The 16,551-nt window shown below is 71.4% G+C and carries 14 protein-coding genes and 1 riboswitch; of the genes, 5 read left to right on the forward strand and 9 right to left on the reverse strand.

The annotated features are described in order from the left end of the window. Positions 1–87: 87 nt before the first annotated feature. The 4 genes from G515_RS0103935 to G515_RS0103950 all read right to left on the reverse strand — a co-directional run bounded on the left by G515_RS0103935 (position 88) and on the right by G515_RS0103950 (position 3,663). Positions 88–870, reverse strand: coding sequence for an HAD-IIA family hydrolase (locus G515_RS0103935; protein WP_028659102.1), 783 nt, complete (start codon positions 868–870; stop codon positions 88–90). A 37-nt stretch (positions 871–907) separates the two neighbouring features. Further along, positions 908–1,471, reverse strand: coding sequence for a C40 family peptidase (locus G515_RS22460; RefSeq protein ID WP_051217827.1), 564 nt, complete (start codon positions 1,469–1,471; stop codon positions 908–910). A gap of 3 nt (positions 1,472–1,474) precedes the next feature. Further along, a riboswitch (cyclic di-AMP (ydaO/yuaA leader) is annotated at positions 1,475–1,644 on the reverse strand. A 135-nt stretch (positions 1,645–1,779) separates the two neighbouring features. Continuing rightward, a complete protein-coding gene (ligD, locus tag G515_RS0103945) occupies positions 1,780–2,682 on the reverse strand; it encodes a non-homologous end-joining DNA ligase (protein WP_028659103.1) in 903 nt (300 codons plus the stop codon). Between the two features lie 63 nt (positions 2,683–2,745). Beyond that, positions 2,746–3,663, reverse strand: a complete 918-nt coding sequence (locus G515_RS0103950; RefSeq protein ID WP_036553857.1) for an ATP-dependent DNA ligase — start codon at positions 3,661–3,663, stop codon at positions 2,746–2,748. A 79-nt stretch (positions 3,664–3,742) separates the two neighbouring features. Between G515_RS0103950 and ku the strand changes: the two genes are divergently transcribed. Next, on the forward strand, positions 3,743–4,603 hold the full coding sequence (gene ku / locus G515_RS0103955) for a non-homologous end joining protein Ku (RefSeq protein ID WP_028659105.1): 861 nt from the start codon (positions 3,743–3,745) through the stop codon (positions 4,601–4,603). A gap of 73 nt (positions 4,604–4,676) precedes the next feature. On the opposite strand, the gene G515_RS0103960 is transcribed toward ku, so the two are convergent. Beyond that, complete coding sequence (locus tag G515_RS0103960; RefSeq protein WP_245565189.1) at positions 4,677–9,494, reverse strand: NAD-glutamate dehydrogenase; 4,818 nt, start codon at positions 9,492–9,494, stop codon at positions 4,677–4,679. Between the two features lie 251 nt (positions 9,495–9,745). Between G515_RS0103960 and G515_RS0103965 the strand changes: the two genes are divergently transcribed. Beyond that, on the forward strand, positions 9,746–10,237 hold the full coding sequence (locus G515_RS0103965; protein WP_169570420.1) for a DUF2505 domain-containing protein: 492 nt from the start codon (positions 9,746–9,748) through the stop codon (positions 10,235–10,237). Between the two features lie 46 nt (positions 10,238–10,283). Here G515_RS0103965 and G515_RS0103970 read toward each other — a convergent pair whose 3' ends face one another. Together G515_RS0103970 and G515_RS0103975 are read right to left on the reverse strand one after the other, a co-directional pair. Beyond that, entirely contained in the window at positions 10,284–10,631 is a 348-nt protein-coding gene (locus tag G515_RS0103970) for a DUF6912 family protein (protein ID WP_028659108.1), read from the reverse strand. Positions 10,632–10,671: 40 nt separating this feature from the next. After that, positions 10,672–12,120, reverse strand: a complete 1,449-nt coding sequence (locus G515_RS0103975) for a WS/DGAT/MGAT family O-acyltransferase (RefSeq protein ID WP_028659109.1) — start codon at positions 12,118–12,120, stop codon at positions 10,672–10,674. A gap of 201 nt (positions 12,121–12,321) precedes the next feature. On the opposite strand from G515_RS0103975, the gene G515_RS0103980 reads away from it, so the two are divergent. The 3 genes from G515_RS0103980 to G515_RS0103990 all read left to right on the forward strand — a co-directional run bounded on the left by G515_RS0103980 (position 12,322) and on the right by G515_RS0103990 (position 14,370). Continuing rightward, a complete protein-coding gene (locus G515_RS0103980) occupies positions 12,322–12,687 on the forward strand; it encodes a hypothetical protein (protein ID WP_028659110.1) in 366 nt (121 codons plus the stop codon). A gap of 32 nt (positions 12,688–12,719) precedes the next feature. Beyond that, the gene (locus tag G515_RS0103985; RefSeq protein ID WP_245565190.1) at positions 12,720–14,096 is read left to right on the forward strand and encodes a hypothetical protein; all 1,377 of its coding nucleotides are present in this window, start codon (positions 12,720–12,722) and stop codon (positions 14,094–14,096) included. 100 nt (positions 14,097–14,196) lie between these two features. Beyond that, a complete protein-coding gene (locus G515_RS0103990) occupies positions 14,197–14,370 on the forward strand; it encodes a hypothetical protein (RefSeq protein WP_169570422.1) in 174 nt (57 codons plus the stop codon). Between the two features lie 92 nt (positions 14,371–14,462). Here the strand turns inward: G515_RS0103990 and G515_RS0103995 are convergent, their stop codons facing one another. Further along, a complete protein-coding gene (locus G515_RS0103995) occupies positions 14,463–15,743 on the reverse strand; it encodes a CpaE/TadZ family protein (protein WP_028659113.1) in 1,281 nt (426 codons plus the stop codon). Positions 15,744–15,753: 10 nt separating this feature from the next. Next, the gene (locus tag G515_RS19390) at positions 15,754–16,458 is read right to left on the reverse strand and encodes a CpaB family protein (RefSeq protein WP_051217831.1); all 705 of its coding nucleotides are present in this window, start codon (positions 16,456–16,458) and stop codon (positions 15,754–15,756) included. Between the last annotated feature and the right edge of the window lie 93 nt (positions 16,459–16,551).

Below are 16,551 nucleotides of genomic sequence, written 5' to 3' on the forward strand. Positions count from 1 at the left end.
CGGGCTGTGGATAACCGCGGTGGGACGCGGCGCCCCGGCGGCCCCCTCGCGGAGAGGGCACCTACCACCGTCGGGACCGGGGTGGGCTCAGCCGACCAGGTGGATGAGGTCCTTCACCGAATCGACCACCTCGGTGGGGCGGTACGGGTAGCGCTCGACGGCCTCCCGGCGGGTGGAGCCGGTCAGCACCAGATAGGTGCGCAGGCCGGCCTCCAACCCGCTGACGATGTCGGTGTCCATCCGGTCGCCCACCATCGCGGTGGTCTCCGAATGGGCGTCGATCCGGTTGAGCGCGTTACGCATCATCAGCGGGTTGGGCTTGCCGACGTAGTAGGGCTTGCGGCCAGTGGCGGTGGAGATCAGCGCGGCCACCGACCCGGTCGCCGGGAGGGTGCCGTGCTGCGAGGGCCCGCTGGGATCGGGATTGGTGGCCAGGAAGATCGCGCCGGCCTCGATCAGCCGGATCGCCCGGGTGATCGCCTCGAAGGAGTAGGTGCGGGTCTCCCCCAGGACGACGTAGTCGGGGTCGCGGTCGGTCATGACGTAGCCGACGTCGTGCAGGGCGGTGGTCAGCCCCGCCTCACCGACGACGTACGCCGAGCCGCCGGGCCGCTGGTCGAGCAGGAACTGCGCGGTGGCCAGCGCGGAGGTCCACAGCGCCTCCTCCGGGACGTCGATGCCCGACCCGAGCAGCCGGGCGCGCAGGTCCCGCGGGGTGAAGATCGAGTTGTTGGTGAGCACCAGGAACTTGCGCCCCGAGGACTTCAGCGCCTCGATGAAGTCGGTGGCGCCGGGCAGCGGCACCTCCTCGTGGACGAGTACGCCGTCCATGTCGGTGAGCCAGGTCTCGATCGTCCCTGTGGCGGTCATGCCGCCAGTCTTCCAGGCCGGCCGAAGCCGGCGGAGGTCAGCGTCGCACCGTGCCCGCGAACCAGTTGTTCCCCCAGATCTTCTCGGTGCGCACCCGGGTGCCGGAGTACGGCGCGTTGATCATCTTCGGGGCCCCGCCCCGGGCGCGGCCGGAGAAGATGCCCACGTGGTAGACGCCGCCGCTGCCGGTGAAGAAGACCAGGTCGCCGGGGCGCAGGTGCTTGCGCTTGATCCGCTTGGCCCAGCCGGCCTGCTGGCTCGAGGTGCGCGGGGTCCCCTTGAAGCCGGCCTTGCGGTAGGCGTAGTTGACCAGGCCGGAGCAGTCGAAGCTGCCCGGGCCGGAGGCGCCGTACCGGTAGGGGTCGCCCTTCTGGTTCTTCACGATCCGCAGCGCCTTGCGGACCTTGCGGGTGCGGCGCTCGCGGGCACCGATCTTCCGCTCCGACTGGAGCGCGGTGCTGCCGGAGACGGTCCGGGTGGTCTCGCTCGCGTGTGCCGTGGTGGCGGGGAGGGCGGCCAGGGTGCCGAGGCCGAGGGCGGCGACGAAGAGGAGTCGCACGAGCAGCGAGAGGCCGCCGGTGCGCAGGCTGAGGTAGGGCATGCGTCGGATTCCTTCCCACGCCTGCGAAGTGAGCTGTCGGGTTCGGACGAGAAGGTGCCCGGCCCACCGCTTGCGCGGCAGACTTCACCCCGAGTGACCGCGCCGAGCACGGCGTGGTCACGAGGAACGTGGGTCCCCCGCTCCTGTCCCTGAGGGGATAGCGGACCGGCTCGGGGGGACAGGATTCGGCGTGCCCGACCGGTGTTGTTGACTTGTGGGAGCGCCAGCACGGTAACCATGCCAGGGGTGGGCTCCGCAAGACCCGAGGGCAATCGAACGCCGATCCGACCCCGCCGTTGTGGCGATCCTCACACCTGTCCGGCGAACAGATCGCCGTGTTCCGCGACCCGGTCGAGCACCTCGTCGAACCGGAACTGGTCCAGTCCGAGCGGGTCCTCGGCACCGGCCGCGACCTCGGCCCAGGTGACCGGGGTGGCCACCGTCGGACGCTCCCGCCCGCGCAGCGAGTACGGCGCGATGGTGGTCTTCGAGCCGGCGTTCTGCGACCAGTCCAGGAAGACCTTGCCGGAGCGGCGGCTCTTGGTCATGGTGGCGGTGACCAGGTCGGAGTGGGACCGCTGGAGGCGCTCGGCGATCTCCTTGGCCAGCGTGGTGGTCGACTCCGGGGACGCCGGCTCCGGCAGGGCGGCGTACAGGTGGAGACCCTTGCTGCCGCTGGTGACCGGCCGGGCCTCCAGGCCGTGCTCGGCCAGTTCGTCCCTCACCAGAGCGGCGACCTGGCAGCACTCGTGCAGCCCAGCGGGTTCGCCCGGGTCGAGGTCGATGACCAGCCGGTCGGCGCCGCGCGGGTGCCCGTCGTCATCGGCGGTCCACTGGTGCACGTGCAGTTCGAGCGCGGCCAGGTTGACCAGCCAGGTCAGGGTGGCCAGGTCGTCGACGATCGGGAAGCGGAGCGTGCCCGACCGCCTGTCCGCCGTCCGGGAGCCGGTGGTCGGCACCTCCACGACGTGCACCCAGGACGGAGTGCCCGCCGGCGCGTTCTTCTCGAAGAAGCTCTGGTCCGACACCCCGTGCGGCCAGCGGATCCGGGTGACCGGCCGCCCCGCCAGGTGCGGCAGCAGCACTTGGCTGACGCGTGCGTAGTAGTCGAGCACCTCCCCCTTCGTGGTACCGGTGCGCGGGTAGAGCACCTTGTCCAGGTTGGTCAGACGCAGGGTCCGCCCCTCGACCTCGACGTGCACCTCACTCACTGCTGCCTCCCGACCGGGGTGGATGTGCCCGGTGACTTGGTCCGGTGCTGTCCGGACGCCGGCTCACCGCAGGTCCTCCGGACTCAGATCATCGCGGACCGTGATGAACGCCGGCTGCCGCAACCGGTCGTACCCCTGCCCATGGGTCTCCACGTCGACCACCAGGAGGGGCTGGCACCAGTGCGTGCCGAGGGTGTCCACGCGCGGCACCTCGTCGGTGAACGGGCTCGTCTCGGCCGGGGTCAGCAGCTCCCGGAGCAGCCGACCCTCCCGTGCACCGATGCCGCTGCCCACCCTTCCCCGGTAGGACAGCCCCGCGGCCCCCACCTCACCGACCAGGAGCGCGCCGAGCCGCTCGGCGCTGTCGACCTGCGGACGCCAGCCGCCGACCACATAGGAGCCGCGGAAGCGGTGCGCGAACTTCAGCCACGCGGTCGAGCGCTCGCCCGGGCGGTACGCCGACGCCCGTCGCTTCGACACGATCCCCTCCAGCCCCTGGGCACGCGTCGCGTCGAGCAGCATCGCGCCGTCGTCGTAGGTCGGCGGCACCTGCCAGGCGCCCAGGTCGAGGCCCTCGAGCAGGCTCCGCCGCTCCTCCCACGGCAGCGGGGTGAGGTCCCGCCCGTCCAGGTGCAGCAGGTCGAAGACCATGTACGTCGCGGGCACCTGCTCGGCCAGCCTGGCGGCGGTGCGCGCCGAGGCGACGTGCATCCGCTCCATCAGGGTGCGGAAGTCGGGGAGCCCCCGCTGGTTGAGCGCGATCACCTCGCCGTCGACCACGACGGATCGGTCGGGCGCGCCGCCGACCAGTTCAGGCCAGGCCACGGCGCGGTCACGGGCGTTGCGCGTGGTCAGACGCAGTGTGTCGCCGCGCAGGTCGCCGACCAGCCGGACGCCGTCCCACTTGACCTCGTGCGCCCACTCCTCGCCGGGGGGCACGCGTGTGCCCGGCGTGGCCAGCATCGGCGGGATCGGGGACATGCCCCCATCCTGCCGGGTGCGCGATCAGGGGACACGGCGGATACTGGTGTCCGTCTCTTCCCCGATGAAAGGCAGAACCGTGCGAGCCATCTGGAAGGGCGCGGTCAGCTTCGGCCTGGTGAGCGTGCCCGTGAAGCTGTACTCCGCGACCGAGTCCCACGATGTCGCCTTCCGGCAGGTGCACTACAAGGACGGCGGCCGGATCCGCTACCAGCGGGTGTGCTCCATCGACGGCGAGGAGGTGCCGTACGCCGACATCGCGAAGGGCTACGAGACCGAGGACGGCGAGATGGTGATCCTCGACGAGGACGACCTCGCCTCCCTGCCCTCGACCTCCTCGCGGGAGATCGCGGTGGAGAAGTTCGTGCCGAGCGAGCAGATCGACCCGATGCTCTTCGAGAAGAGCTACTACCTCGAGCCGGAGAAGACCGGGGCCAAGCCCTACGCCCTGCTCCGCCAGGCCCTGCTCGAGGCGGACCGGATGGCGGTGGTCACGGTCGCGCTGCGACAGCGCACCACCGTCGCCGTACTCCGGGTCCGGCCGACCGAGACCGGCGATGTGATCGTGCTGCAGACCATGATGTGGCCCGACGAGGTCCGCACCCCGGACTTCTCCGTCGACCTCGACGAGATCGGTGAGGTCAAGGAGCAGGAGGTGGCGATGGCCCGGATGCTGGTCGAGACCCTGGCCGGCGACTTCGAGCCGGCCGAGTTCGAGGACGACTACGCCGACGCCGTCCAGGCACTGGTGCAGGCCAAGATCGAGGGCGGTGAGGTCCAGCGCACCGAGACCTCCACGAAGAGCTCCGGCGAGGTGGTCGACCTGCTCGCCGCCCTCCAGCGATCGGTGGCGGCCGCCAAGTCGAAGCGCGGAGAGGAGTCCGACGCCGACGGCGACGAGGAGAGCGAGGAGGGCTCACGCCGCTCCAGCGCCAGCTGACCACCCACGCCCGCCGAACTCGTCGAGGCGCGTCTCCGCGCTCACCGGCCTCGACGAGTTCGACCGGGGCAGATCAGTCCAGCAACCCGCGGACGGCACGGACGCCGACCGAGAGCCGGGCCAGGTCGGACTCGCCGTCGGCACAGATCTGCTGGAGCGTCTCGGCGGCCCGGCCCACCTGCATGGCCTCCTGGTCCTCCCAGGTGGCGATCCGCGCCGGTGCGGAGTCCTCGCTCGCGGTGTGCGCCAGCACCTGCGCGGTGAGCTGGGCGTGGACGGAGTACAGGTCGTCGCGGATCGCCGCCCGCGCCATCGTGGTCCAGTTGTCGGTGCGAGGCAGCGCCACGATCCGGTCGAGGATCGCGGGCAGCCCGAGCCGCTCCCCCAGGGCGAAGTGCACCCTCGCCACCTCGTCGGGCTCGAGCCCGTCTCGGAGCGCGGTGTCCACGATCCCGAGCAGGGCGTAGGACGGGTCGAGGGTGGCGACCCGGGTCGCCAGCTTCTCGGGGACGCCGGCCTTCACCAGCCTCGCCTCGCGGGCGAGCATCGCCTCCAGTTCCCGGCCGGTGAGCAGGTCCGGCAGGGCGGCCAGCGTCTGCAGCACCGGAGCGACGAACGCCCCGAACGTCGGGTCGTCGTCCACCGGGTGCTGCTGGGTGACCAGCCACCGGGTGGCCCGCTCGACCAGGGTGCGCATCTCGATCCGGATCCGGGTCTGCACGGAGGCGTCGACCTGGTGGTCGAGGGCGCGGACCTCGGCGAGCAACGGCGCCGACCCGTACACCCGCCGGGCGACGAAGTTGGCCCGGGTGAGCTGCGCGGTCGAGGCGCCGGACTCCATGGTGAGCCGCGGCCAGAAGGTCATCCCGGCCCGGTCGACCAGGTCGTTGACCACCTGGGTGACCACGATGTCGCGGCTAAGCGGGTGCGCGACGATCTGCTCGGTGAACCGCTCCCGGATCTCCGCCGGGAAGTAGTCGACCAGTTCGTCGCGGAAGCTGGGGTCGTCGGGCAGGTCGGTGGCCTCGAGTTCGCGGGCCAGCTCGATCTTGGTCCACGCCATCAGGACGGCGAGCTCGGGCACGGTCAGCACCCCTCCGGCCTCCAGCCGGCGGCGTACCTCCTTGCGCGACGGGAGCCCCTCGACCTCACGGTTGAGCACGCCGCGGCCCTCCAGGCGGCGCATCCACTCCTCGTGCACGTGGAGCAGGGACGGAGCGTGGGCCACGGCGCTGGCGAGGGCGAGGTTCTGCTCCTCGTTGTCGCGCAGCACCAACGTGGCGACCTCGTCGGTCATCGTGGCGAGCAGCGCGTTGCGCTGCTTGAGGGTGAGATCCCCGGCCGCGACCACCCGATCGAGCAGGATCTTCAGGTTGACCTCGCGGTCGGAGGTGTCCACGCCGGCGGAGTTGTCGATGAAGTCGGTGTTGATCCTGCCGCCGGCGCCGTCGGCGCCGAGTCCGGCGTACTCGACGCGCCCGGCCTGGGTGAGGCCGAGGTTGCCGCCCTCACCGATGATCGTGGCCCGGACGTCGCGGCCGTCGACCCGGACGGCGTCGTTGGTCTTGTCGCCCACCGAGGCGTGGGTCTCCTCGGAGGCCTTCACGTAGGTGCCGATGCCGCCGTTCCACAGCAGATCGACGGGAGCGCGCAGGATCGCCCGGATCAGCTCGTTGGGCGGCAGCAGGACGACGTCCTCCTCGAGCCCCAGGGCGGTGCGCATCTGCGGCGAGACCGGGATGGCCTTGAGGGTGCGCGACCAGATCCCGCCGCCCTCCGAGATCAGGCCGCGGTCGTAGTCCTGCCAGCTCGACCGCGGCAGGTCGAAGAGGCGGGACCGCTCGGCGAAGGAGACGGCCGGGTCCGGTGTCGGGTCGAGGAAGATGTCACGGTGGTCGAAGGCGGCTACCAAGCCGATGTGCTCGGAGAGCAGCATCCCGTTGCCGAAGACGTCTCCGGACATGTCGCCGACCCCGACCACGGTGAAGTCGTCCCGCTGGCAGTCGAGTCCGCGCTCGCGGAAGTGGCGTTGCACGGAGACCCAGGCGCCCCGGGCGGTGATGCCCATCGCCTTGTGGTCGTAGCCGACCGAGCCGCCCGACGCGAACGCGTCGCCGAGCCAGAAGTCGTACTCCGCCGACACCTCGTTGGCGAGGTCGGAGAAGGTCGCGGTGCCCTTGTCGGCGGCCACGACCAGATAGGGGTCGTCCCCGTCGTGCCGCACCACCCGGGGCGGAGGGACCACGCGCCGTTCGCCGCCGTCGTCGACGCGGTTGTCGGTCAGGTCGAGCAGGGAGCTGATGAACAACCGGTAGCAGGCCCTGCCTTCGGCCAGCCAGGCCTCGCGGTCGCCGACCGGCGGCAGTTGCTTGGGCACGAACCCGCCCTTGGCCCCCACAGGCACGATCACGGTGTTCTTCACCATCTGGGCCTTGACCAGGCCGAGCACCTCGGTGCGGAAGTCGTCGCGCCGGTCCGACCAGCGCAGTCCGCCACGGGCGATCTTGCCGAAGCGCAGGTGGACGCCCTCCACGCGCGGGGAGTAGACGAAGATCTCGTACTCCGGGCGAGGCTCGGGCAGATCCGGGATCGCGGTGGGGTCGAGCTTGATCGAGATGGAGGGACGGTCGCGGTAGTAGTTGGTCCGCAGGGTCGCCCGGATGTGGGTGAGGTAGGACCGCAGCACCCGGTCGTGGTCGAGACTGGCCACGGCGTCCAGGGCCTCGGCGATCCGGCCGATGAGGTCCTCGACCCGGCGCTCCCGCTCCTGCGCCGAAGCGGCCTCGCGCGGGCCGGCAAGGTCGGCGAGGTCGGGATCGAAACGGGCCTCGAAGAGCTGGACCAGCAGGCGGGTCAGCGCGACGTTGCCGAGCAGCGAAGCCTCGATCGTGGACAGCGTGAAGGGCGTGCCACCCTGCCGCATGAACTTGGCGTAGGCCCGGAGCACGGCGACCTGTCGCCACGGCAGACCGGCCCCCATCACCAGGGCGTTGAAGCCGTCGACCTCGGCCGCCCCCTGCCACAGCGCTCGCACGGTGTCGGTGAACAGGGTGCGGGCGTGGTCGGACTCGACGTCGATCCCCACCCCCGGGTCCGACTGGTCGTAGCGCAGGCCGAAGTCGTAGATGAAGCAGCGCCGCTGCTCGCGCACATCTCCCACCAGCAGCTCGTAAGGGCGCTCGTCGGTCACCTCGACCCCGGTGCAGGCGAGGATCGGGAGCACCTCGGAGAGGGACAGCGGCTCACCGACGCGGAACACCTTGAGCCGGAACTCGCCGGGGCCGGCGTCGGGCGTCTGCAGGAGCAGCAGGTCGATGCCACCTCCGCCCTCCTCCAGCCGCGCGACCCGGCCGAGGTCGGAGGCGCCGGTGCGGGCGCCGTAGTCCTCCTTGTAGCCCTCCGGGAAGGCGTCCAGGTAGCGGCGCCCCAACCGCGCGCCGACCTGCTCGCCGAACTCCGCGTCGAGGGCTGCGGCGAGGTCGTCGCGCCAGCTGCGCGAGGCCTCCTGGAAGCGTCGCTCCAGGTCGACCAGGTCGACCTCCGGCAGCCGGCCCTCGAGCAATTCGCTGTCCGGCACGTGCACCACGAAGTGCACCCGTGCCGTGGTGGACTCGCTGATCCGGACGGTGAACTCGATGTCCTCGGCGTGCAGTTGCTCGGTGAGGATGCGGGAGAACCGCTCCCGCACCTGGGTGCTGTAGCGGTCGCGGGGCAGGGTGACCAGCACGGAGACGTAGCGCCCGTAGGTGTCGTTGCGGACCAGGATCCGCAGCCGGCGCCGTTCGCGAGCCTCCATCGCCGCCTCGGCCATCGGCGCGAGCTCGTCGACGGGGGTGTGGAACAGCTCGTCGCGGGGGTAGGACTCCAGGGTGTCGATCAGCATCTTGCCGGCATGGCTGGCCGGGTCGAACCGGCTGTACTCCAGCACCGCGGCGACCTTCTCCCGGAGCAACGGGATCCGGTGCAGCGACTCCGTGTACGCCGCACTGGAGAACAGGCCCAGGAAACGACGCTCCCCCACGACCTCACCACGCTCGTCGAAGCGCTTGACCCCCACGTAGTCGAGGTACGCCGGCCGGTGCACGGTCGCGCGGGAGTTCGCCTTCGCCAGCACCAGCAGCTTCTGCTCGCGGGCCTTGACCCGGACCGGCTCGGGGAGCCGGCCACTCGCGCTCAGGTCGGGGTCGGCACGCAGGATGCCCAGCCCGCTCCCGGCGTGCGCCCGCAACGCCTCCTGGCCGGGCTCACCGACCAGGTCGTACTCACGGAAGCCGAGGAAGGTGAAGTGGTCGTCGGCGAGCCACTCCAGCAGGTCGGTGCTCTGCCGCAGTTCCTCGGCGTCCACGGAGCTCGGCGGGTCGGACCGGAGATCGGCGACGATCCCGTCGAGCCGGTCGGCCATCTTGTCCCAGTCCTCGACCGCCTCGCGGACGTCGCGGAGCACCCGCAGCAGGTCGCCGACGAGGGCGTCCTCGTCGGCCTCCGCGAGCCGGTCGATCTCGACGTGCATCCAGGATTCGCGCACCAGCCCCTCGGCGGGTTCGCGCGAGCCGTCCTCGACCGCGTGCATCGCTACCAGGGCACCGGCGACGTCGCGCTCGACGTCGAAGCCGGGGTGGATCACCAGGTGCACCTCGCGCAACTGGCGGGAGAGCTCCATGGACACCGAGTCGACCAGGAACGGCATGTCGTCCACGACGATCTCCACCACCGAGTGCGACCCGGCGGACCAGCCGTGATCTCCCGGGGTCGGCGTCTCCACCCGCACCGAGGCGGTGCCCTGTGGCCGGGTCTGCGCCAACCGCAGATGCGATGCGAAGGCGCCGTACAGGTCGCCGGCGGTGCGATCCTCGAGATCCTCCGGCGCGACATGGCGATAGTAGGCCGCCATCAGCGGCTCCGCATCGTCGCGCGCGGGCCCTCCGGACCCGCGTGAGGAGCGGGCCAGATCGGCCGCCTCCCTCACCAGCGCCGTCTTGAGACCTTCCAGGGGCAGGGCTGCGTGTTGCGTCGACGTTGACACTCCATGAGCGTAGGTCATCCGCGGTCGTGTCCGGGCGCGGACGAGGGGGTCCGGTCGCAAGAGTGTCTTGGATCCGAGACGCGCTCGCGTCCCGCTGGCCGACGGGCATGATGGGCACCATGACGACTCACCTCGCCCACGAGATCCGGTACGCCGCCCCCCTCGACCAGGTGGCGGCGATGCTGGGAGACCCCGCCTACCGCGAGGCGGTCTGCGATGCCCAGAAGGTCGTCCGCCGCACCGTCACCGTCAGCGGCGAACCCGGCGTCGGCACCGGCCGCGAGGTGATCGTCGACCGGGCCATGTCCGCCCAGGGCATCCCCTCCTTCGCCAAGAAGCTGGTCGGCGAGGAGATCCAGATCGTGCAGCGCGAGCAGTGGGCGAGCGAGTCCGCGGCCGGCGTGGAGGTCACCATCCCGGGCAAGCCCGGGTCGATGTCCGGGCAGGCCACCCTCACCGAGGACGCCGGCAGCACCGTGTACCGCATGGACCTGGACATCAGCGTGTCCATCCCGTTCGTCGGCGGCAAGGTCGAGCAACTGGTGCGCGACCTGATGCTCAAGGCCCTCGCCAGGGAGGAGCGGGTCGGCACCCGCTGGCTCGCCCGCTGAGGCCGGATTCGTCGGCCGTGGACCTCGGCCGGGCGGTCTGACCGGCTCAGGAATCGATCAGGTCGGGGATCTCCTGGGTCGCGAACCAGGCGAGATCCTCGTCCGGGTCTGCGTCCGCGGGGCGCGCCTCCGCGTCGGCGTGCACCGCCACCACCTCGCGCAGCGGCACCTCGCCCGCAGCGCTCTCCACCTCCACGACCACCACCACTCGCCGACCGGGCTCGCCCGCCAGACGGGCGAGCGAGTCCTCGGCCGCGGACATCAGCGCGGCATACTCCCCCTCCTCGGAGGTATCGGGCGCGAGATAGCCCGCCTCCGTGGACGGGATCCGTCCGGCCGCGTGCCAGGCGGCCAGGTCCGCGACCGTGGCGGGCAGGTAGATGCGAGTGGTCATGCGGGGCACCGTTCGACGCGAGACGAGCTAGCGGCTGGGTTCATGGGGCGATCTTGCCCGACCGGCGTCCGCGGCGGAGACGGCGGCGTCCCGACGTGGTGTCGTCGAGCTCGTCCAGCGCCTCGCGCAGGCATTGACCCAGCACCTCGTCGTCCGGCACCAGGTCGCGGTCGGCGGTGATCCCGAAGAAGACCTTCCCGTCGTAGGAGGTCACTCCGACGGCCAGCGCGTGACCGGGGAGCAACGGGTGCACCGGGTAGCTGGCGGTCATCGGCGCACCCGCGGCGTACAGGGTGCTCTGCGGCCCGGGCACGTTGACCACGCTGATCTGGAAGCTGCGCGGCTGAGCCGCGGCCACCCGCGCCCCCATCGCATGGAAGGTCGTCGGCGCGAACCCCGCATAGCCGGCCAGACGTTGCGCCGGGACGGCCCGCTCGGAGGCCCGGTGCTTCTCGAAGGAGTACGACACCTGGTGGAGACGGACGACTGCGCTGGGTTCACCGATCGGCAGGTCGACGAGGTGGGGGGCGATCTGGGTGCCCATCGAGGTGGCCTCCAGTTCCTCGTCGAGCACGCTCACCGGCACCAGGGCCCTGATGGTGCGGAGCCCGGCCAGTGATTCGGCCCGGGTCATCAACCACCCGCGCAGACCACCGGCGACCACCGCGAGGACGACGTCGTTGACCGAGCCACCGTGTGCTTCGCGCACCCGCTGGTAGGCACTGAGCTCGGTCTCCACGAACGTGACCCGGCGCTGCCGCGACAGCCGGCCGCCGATCGGCGTGGGTCGGGACGGCGTCCGGCCGACGACGGTCCGCGCCACGCGCGCCACCCGGCGACGTGAACGGCGCATCCCCCGCAGGACCCCGGTCCCCGCACCCTCCACGGTGTGCCGCAGGGTGCCCGGATTCGTGAGGTTGTCCTGCACCGCGTCGAGCACCAGCGCCAGCGAGGACGGTGTACCGCGCGGCGCCCAGGCCTCCTCGCCCAGCGGCCGTCGGTCCGGCGCGTTGTCCAGCAGCAACTGACCGAGGTCGACGGTGTCGACCCCGTCGACCAGGACCTGGTGGGTCTTGGTGAGCAGGGCCACCCGGCCTCCGGCGAGTCCCTCCACCAGGTAGGCCTCCCACAGCGGCCGGCTCCGGTCCAGCGGACGCGACACGATCCGGGCCACCAGGTCCCGGAGCTGGTCGTCGCCACCGGGACGCGGCACCGCCGAGCGGCGTACGTGATAGTCGAGGTCGAAGCCGGGGTCGTCGACCCAGACCGGGTGGGCGAGCCGGCCAGGAACCACCTGCACGCGCTTGCGGTAGCGCGGCAGGAACTCCAACCGTTCGGCCACCAGATCCAGCAGCGCGTCGAACGCGAGCCCGGGCTCGCCGCCACTCCCGCCGGGGTCGAAGATCTGGACGGTCGCATTGGTGCGCGGCGCCGTCTCGCTCTCGTCCCGCAACAGGCCCGCGTCACGCGGGGTCAGTCGTTCCCCCATCGGCCCCCCCCTACTCCGTCGTTCCCGCGGTCATCATGCCCCGACAGCCGCCCTCGGTGACCCACCTCACCGAAGATCCTTGCGGTGGGCCCAGCTTTCTTGGACGGCTCTCAGATTGTGCTGCGATGGTGGCAGAACTCCGGTCGCGCCGATCGTGCGTCCGGGCTTTGATCTCCCTGCATTCCGCGAGAAAGGCGAACCATGCGGCGCACCCTGGCCGTCCTCACCCTCCTCGTCGGCCTGTTCGCGCTGACGGCGTGCGGCAGTGACGACGACACCGCGGACGGGGCCGGCTCGTCGGAGCCGGTGACCATCCAGGTCGAGTTCTCCGGAGACACCGTCACCCCCAACGGCGAGCGGGTCGAGGTGCCGCTGGGTCAAGACGTCGAGTTCGAGGTGAAGGCGGACGCGCCGGGCGAGCTGCACATCCACGCCGATCCCGAGAAGACCCTCGAGTACGACGCCGGCACCACCGTGGTGCAGGCCGGATCCTTCGACCGGGCCGGGATCTACGAGGTGGAGTCCCACGCGCTGGACAAGACCATCGTCCAGCTCGAGGTGAGCTGACCACGCGGTTCAGCCCGACTGAGCACTCCCCCATGCCCGCACCCATCCCCATGACCGCCACGGCCTCCTCGAGTGACCTGATCCTCGCGCACGGCGTCGGTGGTGCCAAAGACCTCCCACTGCCCCCCGAACTGGCGATCGTCGGCGCGGTCGCGGCGATGGCCGTCTCGTTCGTCGTCCTGGCCTTCGCCTGGCGCACCCCCCGGTACGCCGGCGAGGCCTCCGGCCGGCCCGCATGGACCTGGCTGGCGACCATCGTCGACTCGGCCGTCTTCCGCTGGTCGCTCAAAGCGGTGGGGCTGCTGGTCCTCGTCTACCTCGTCGTGGCCGCCCTGTTCGGCCAGGACCTGCTGATCAACCCGCTGATCGGCATCTTCTACGTGTGGTGGTGGGTCGGCATCCCCTTCGCCTCGGTGCTCGTGGGACCGGTGTGGCGGGCGATCAGCCCGATGCGCACCCTCAACGACGGGCTCACCCGACTCATCGGCGCAGACCCCGGACAGGGCATGCTCACCTACCCGGCCCGATTGGGGTACTGGCCCGCCGCGATCGGGCTCTTCCTCTTCGTCTGGCAGGAACTGGTCAACCCCGATGGGGTCTCGATCTCCTCGGTGCGGCTGTGGTGCGCGGTCTATGTGGCCGTGATGCTGGTGGGTGGTCTGCTCTTCGGTTCCACGTTCTACCGGTACGCCGATCCGTTCGAGGTCTTCTCCGAGCTGGCGGCCAAGCTGTCGGTCTGGGGACGCCGGGAGGGCCGGCTCGTCGTCCGCAGCCCCTTGGCCAACCTGGACACGGTCGACCCGGGGTTCGGCCTTCCGGCGGTGGTCTGCGTGCTGTTCGGGTCGACGGCCTTCGACTCGTTCAGCGAGTCGTCCTACTGGGTGCGGTTCGTGCAGGGCAGCGAGTGGATGAACCGTCACGACTGGTCGCTCACCGCGGTGGGCACCGTGACGCTGATGGCCTTCTGCGTCGGAGTCGGAGCGATCTTCGCGCTCGGCACCATGCTCACCGGCATCGACGAGCGGACCCGGCGACGTGACCTGCCGCGCCTGTTCGCGCACTCGATGGTGCCGATCATCGTGGGCTACGTCGTGGCCCACTACCTCTCACTCCTCGTCGAGACCGGTCAGCAGACCCTGATCCAGGCCAGCGATCCCCTCTCGACCGGCGCGAACATCCTCGGTACCGCCGATCTGAAGGTGCGCTACGTCCTCTCCGACCACCCCACCCTGCTCGCCACCCTCAAGGTGATCGCGGTCGTGACCGGGCATGTGCTCGGAGTGGTCTCCTCACACGACCGGGCCCTGAAACTGCTTCCGGCCAAGCATCAGCTCTCGGGTCAGCTCTCCCTGCTGATCGCGATGATCGGCTTCACCGTCGGTGGTCTGTTCCTGCTGTTCTCGTCCTAGGACAGCGCTGAACTGGACCGACGAGCGCCACGACGTCCGGTGGGTACGCCGAAGTGCCGCCGCAGGGCCGCCGAGGCCGGGCGTGCTGGCCGGTCCACTGGTGCGGCTGGTACGTGCCGGCGAGGAGGTGGCCGAGCCCGGGGCCGCGTACCTGCGCATCGCCCTGCTCGTGTCGGCTCACCTCGAACGGGGCGAGGGCTCCCCCGCGCTCCATCCCGTCGTGGTGAGTCACCCCGCCGGGGTGGCCGATGAGTTGGACGATCACGACCGGTGACGACGGGGTCCTCGGCCCGGCCCGGGCGGGGAACAGCGAGCCGCGCGGACCGTTCCGCGCTCCCGAGTGCGGAGGAGACTGCGGGGACCCGGTCAGCGGGCGCTGCGTCCGGCCAGTGCCCTGCGCAGCCGCTCACGACCGGGCCCGGTGCGCCGCCTCGGCCGGGTGGACAGCGGCATCACCGCGTCCGCGAGACCCGCCACCGCAGAGGCCAGTGGAGACTCGGGGGCCGCCTCGACCAGGGTGCGCCCGGAGACCAGGGCCCGGTCGACCGCCGTACGGTCGTCGGGGAGGACGTGCAACGGCACCGGTCCGACCACGCCCGTGAGCATCTCCGCCACCGCGGTCTCGGACCAGCCGAGCGAGTTCCGCATCCGGTTGACCACCACCCGGACCGGTGTGCCGGACATCCGCTCACCCAACTCGACCAGCCCGCGCGCCAACCGGGTCAACCCGACCGGGTCGGCCGCGCCGACCACGACGATCTCATCGGCGTGGTCGAGGGCGGTGAGGGTGAGGTGGTGTCGGCCTGGCCGACCGGCGAGATCGGCGGCCGGGTCGTCCTCCAGACAGAACCCGGTGTCGAGGATGGTGCTGCCGCGGCGGCGGGCCTGATCCAGCAGTTGCTCGAGCGCACCCGCGCGCACCTCGGTCCAGCGGTCGGCTCGCGGGAGGCCGGTGACGACGCCCAGGTGCGGCCCGATGGTGCGCGGGATGGTGAGGAAGCGCTCCGAGAGCTCCCCCGACGCCGCGAGCCGGGCGGCGGCGAGGAGGCCGGAGACCTCGTCGAGGATGCCGAGACACTGCGCCACCGCCCCACCGAAGGGGTCGGCATCGACCAACAGGGTGTCCTTTGAGCGGGCCGCCAACTCGGCCGCGAGTGCGGTGGCGACCAGGGTGCGCCCCGGGGCACCGGCCGGGCCCCAGACCGCCACCACCCGCCCGGTCTGCGCGGATCCCGAGGCGGCGGGCGCGGCGTAGGCCTCTTCGAGCAGGTCGGGGGCGACGGTCGCCGGCTCATCGGCACTGGTGAGGGCCTCGAGGACCCCGTCGGGGTCGTCCTCGGGCACAAGAGTGCGAAGCCCGACCCGTGTGGCGCGCGCGGCCATCACCTCGGCGCCGAGACCACCGGGCACGATCGCCACCGGCCGCACGCCATGATGCTGCAGTTGGGCGACGACCGTGGCGTCGATCCCGGGAGCCTCGAGGCCCAGCACTGCTGCGTCCGCCTGCCCCGACGAGGCGGCGGCAAGGAGGTCCTCGACGTCGACACACCGCTTGAGAACGGCCACTGCACGATGGCGATCGAGCACGGCGAGCACCTGGGACTCCCAGGCCGCCCCGGCACCGAGGATCAGGGTCACGACCGGCATCGCAGGCTCCTCACGCCCTCGCGACGATGGTCAGGGACGGGGCCTGCATCGTCGCCATGGCGGCGAAGTACCTCTCCGCGTCCTGCTCGGGCACGGCCAGGACCACCTGCCGACGCCCCGAGGTGCCGAAGCTGTCGGCCATCGCGGGGGCCTCGACCACGCCCGCCTCGCTCAGCACCGGCCCCGCGCCACCGCGCGGCAGGTCACGCCCGCTCTGCGGGTCCGCGAGATAGACGTCGACCACCGATCCGGGGCCGACCGAGGACGGCACCTGCTCCGGCTCAGCGGCCACCGGCACCTCGACGAGTCCGGTGTCGCTGCTCTGGGTGACCGCGCTCCTGGGCAGGAGCTCACCCGCGCTCACCGAGTGTCGGACCCGCAGGTCACCGGGGACCGGCGCCTGGGCCGAGAAGTACCGATCGACCTGACCGGGATCGGCGAAGCGGACCTGCTGCACCACCAGGTCCTCGCTGCCCAGCTCGGCGCCGGCGGCGACGTCCGAGCTCACCGCCCACACGCCCACGGTGTCGTCGACCGACGCGAACAGGCGCGAGCCGACCACCACGGACACCGCCACGATCGCCACCCCGATCCATAGTCGCGGGTCGCGCCAGCCGGGACGGCGGGGTCGCTTCGCGACCGGGGCGCCGGCATAGCCGGTCGGTTCGGTGTGGGCGGAGGGGCCGCCATCGGCCCCCGTGAGGTTCCCGAGCATGTGTGACACCGGCGTATCATCACTCAGCTCGCCGTGCTCCGCGACCCATGATCCACAGGCTGAGGCAGGAGGCTCCCGCCGCACCCCGCCGGC

This window comes from Nocardioides insulae DSM 17944 (assembly GCF_000422825.1).
In the GTDB taxonomy this organism is placed as follows: Bacteria; Actinomycetota; Actinomycetes; order Propionibacteriales; family Nocardioidaceae; genus Nocardioides; species Nocardioides insulae.

Excerpts from the sequence above, each read along its gene's own strand:
- G515_RS22460 (WP_051217827.1), bottom strand. The coding sequence starts at position 1,471 with ATGCCCTACCTCAGCCTGCGCACCGGCGGCCTCTCGCTGCTCGTGCGA.
- G515_RS0103960 (WP_245565189.1), bottom strand. The coding sequence starts at position 9,494 with ATGGCGGCCTACTATCGCCATGTCGCGCCGGAGGATCTCGAGGATCGC.
- G515_RS19390 (WP_051217831.1), bottom strand. The coding sequence starts at position 16,458 with ATGCTCGGGAACCTCACGGGGGCCGATGGCGGCCCCTCCGCCCACACC.
- G515_RS0103970 (WP_028659108.1), bottom strand. The coding sequence starts at position 10,631 with ATGACCACTCGCATCTACCTGCCCGCCACGGTCGCGGACCTGGCCGCC.
- G515_RS0103985 (WP_245565190.1), top strand. The coding sequence starts at position 12,720 with ATGCCCGCACCCATCCCCATGACCGCCACGGCCTCCTCGAGTGACCTG.
- G515_RS0103935 (WP_028659102.1), bottom strand. The coding sequence starts at position 870 with ATGACCGCCACAGGGACGATCGAGACCTGGCTCACCGACATGGACGGC.
- G515_RS0103965 (WP_169570420.1), top strand. The coding sequence starts at position 9,746 with ATGACGACTCACCTCGCCCACGAGATCCGGTACGCCGCCCCCCTCGAC.
- G515_RS0103980 (WP_028659110.1), top strand. The coding sequence starts at position 12,322 with ATGCGGCGCACCCTGGCCGTCCTCACCCTCCTCGTCGGCCTGTTCGCG.
- G515_RS0103950 (WP_036553857.1), bottom strand. The coding sequence starts at position 3,663 with ATGTCCCCGATCCCGCCGATGCTGGCCACGCCGGGCACACGCGTGCCC.
- G515_RS0103995 (WP_028659113.1), bottom strand. The coding sequence starts at position 15,743 with ATGCCGGTCGTGACCCTGATCCTCGGTGCCGGGGCGGCCTGGGAGTCC.
- G515_RS0103975 (WP_028659109.1), bottom strand. The coding sequence starts at position 12,120 with ATGGGGGAACGACTGACCCCGCGTGACGCGGGCCTGTTGCGGGACGAG.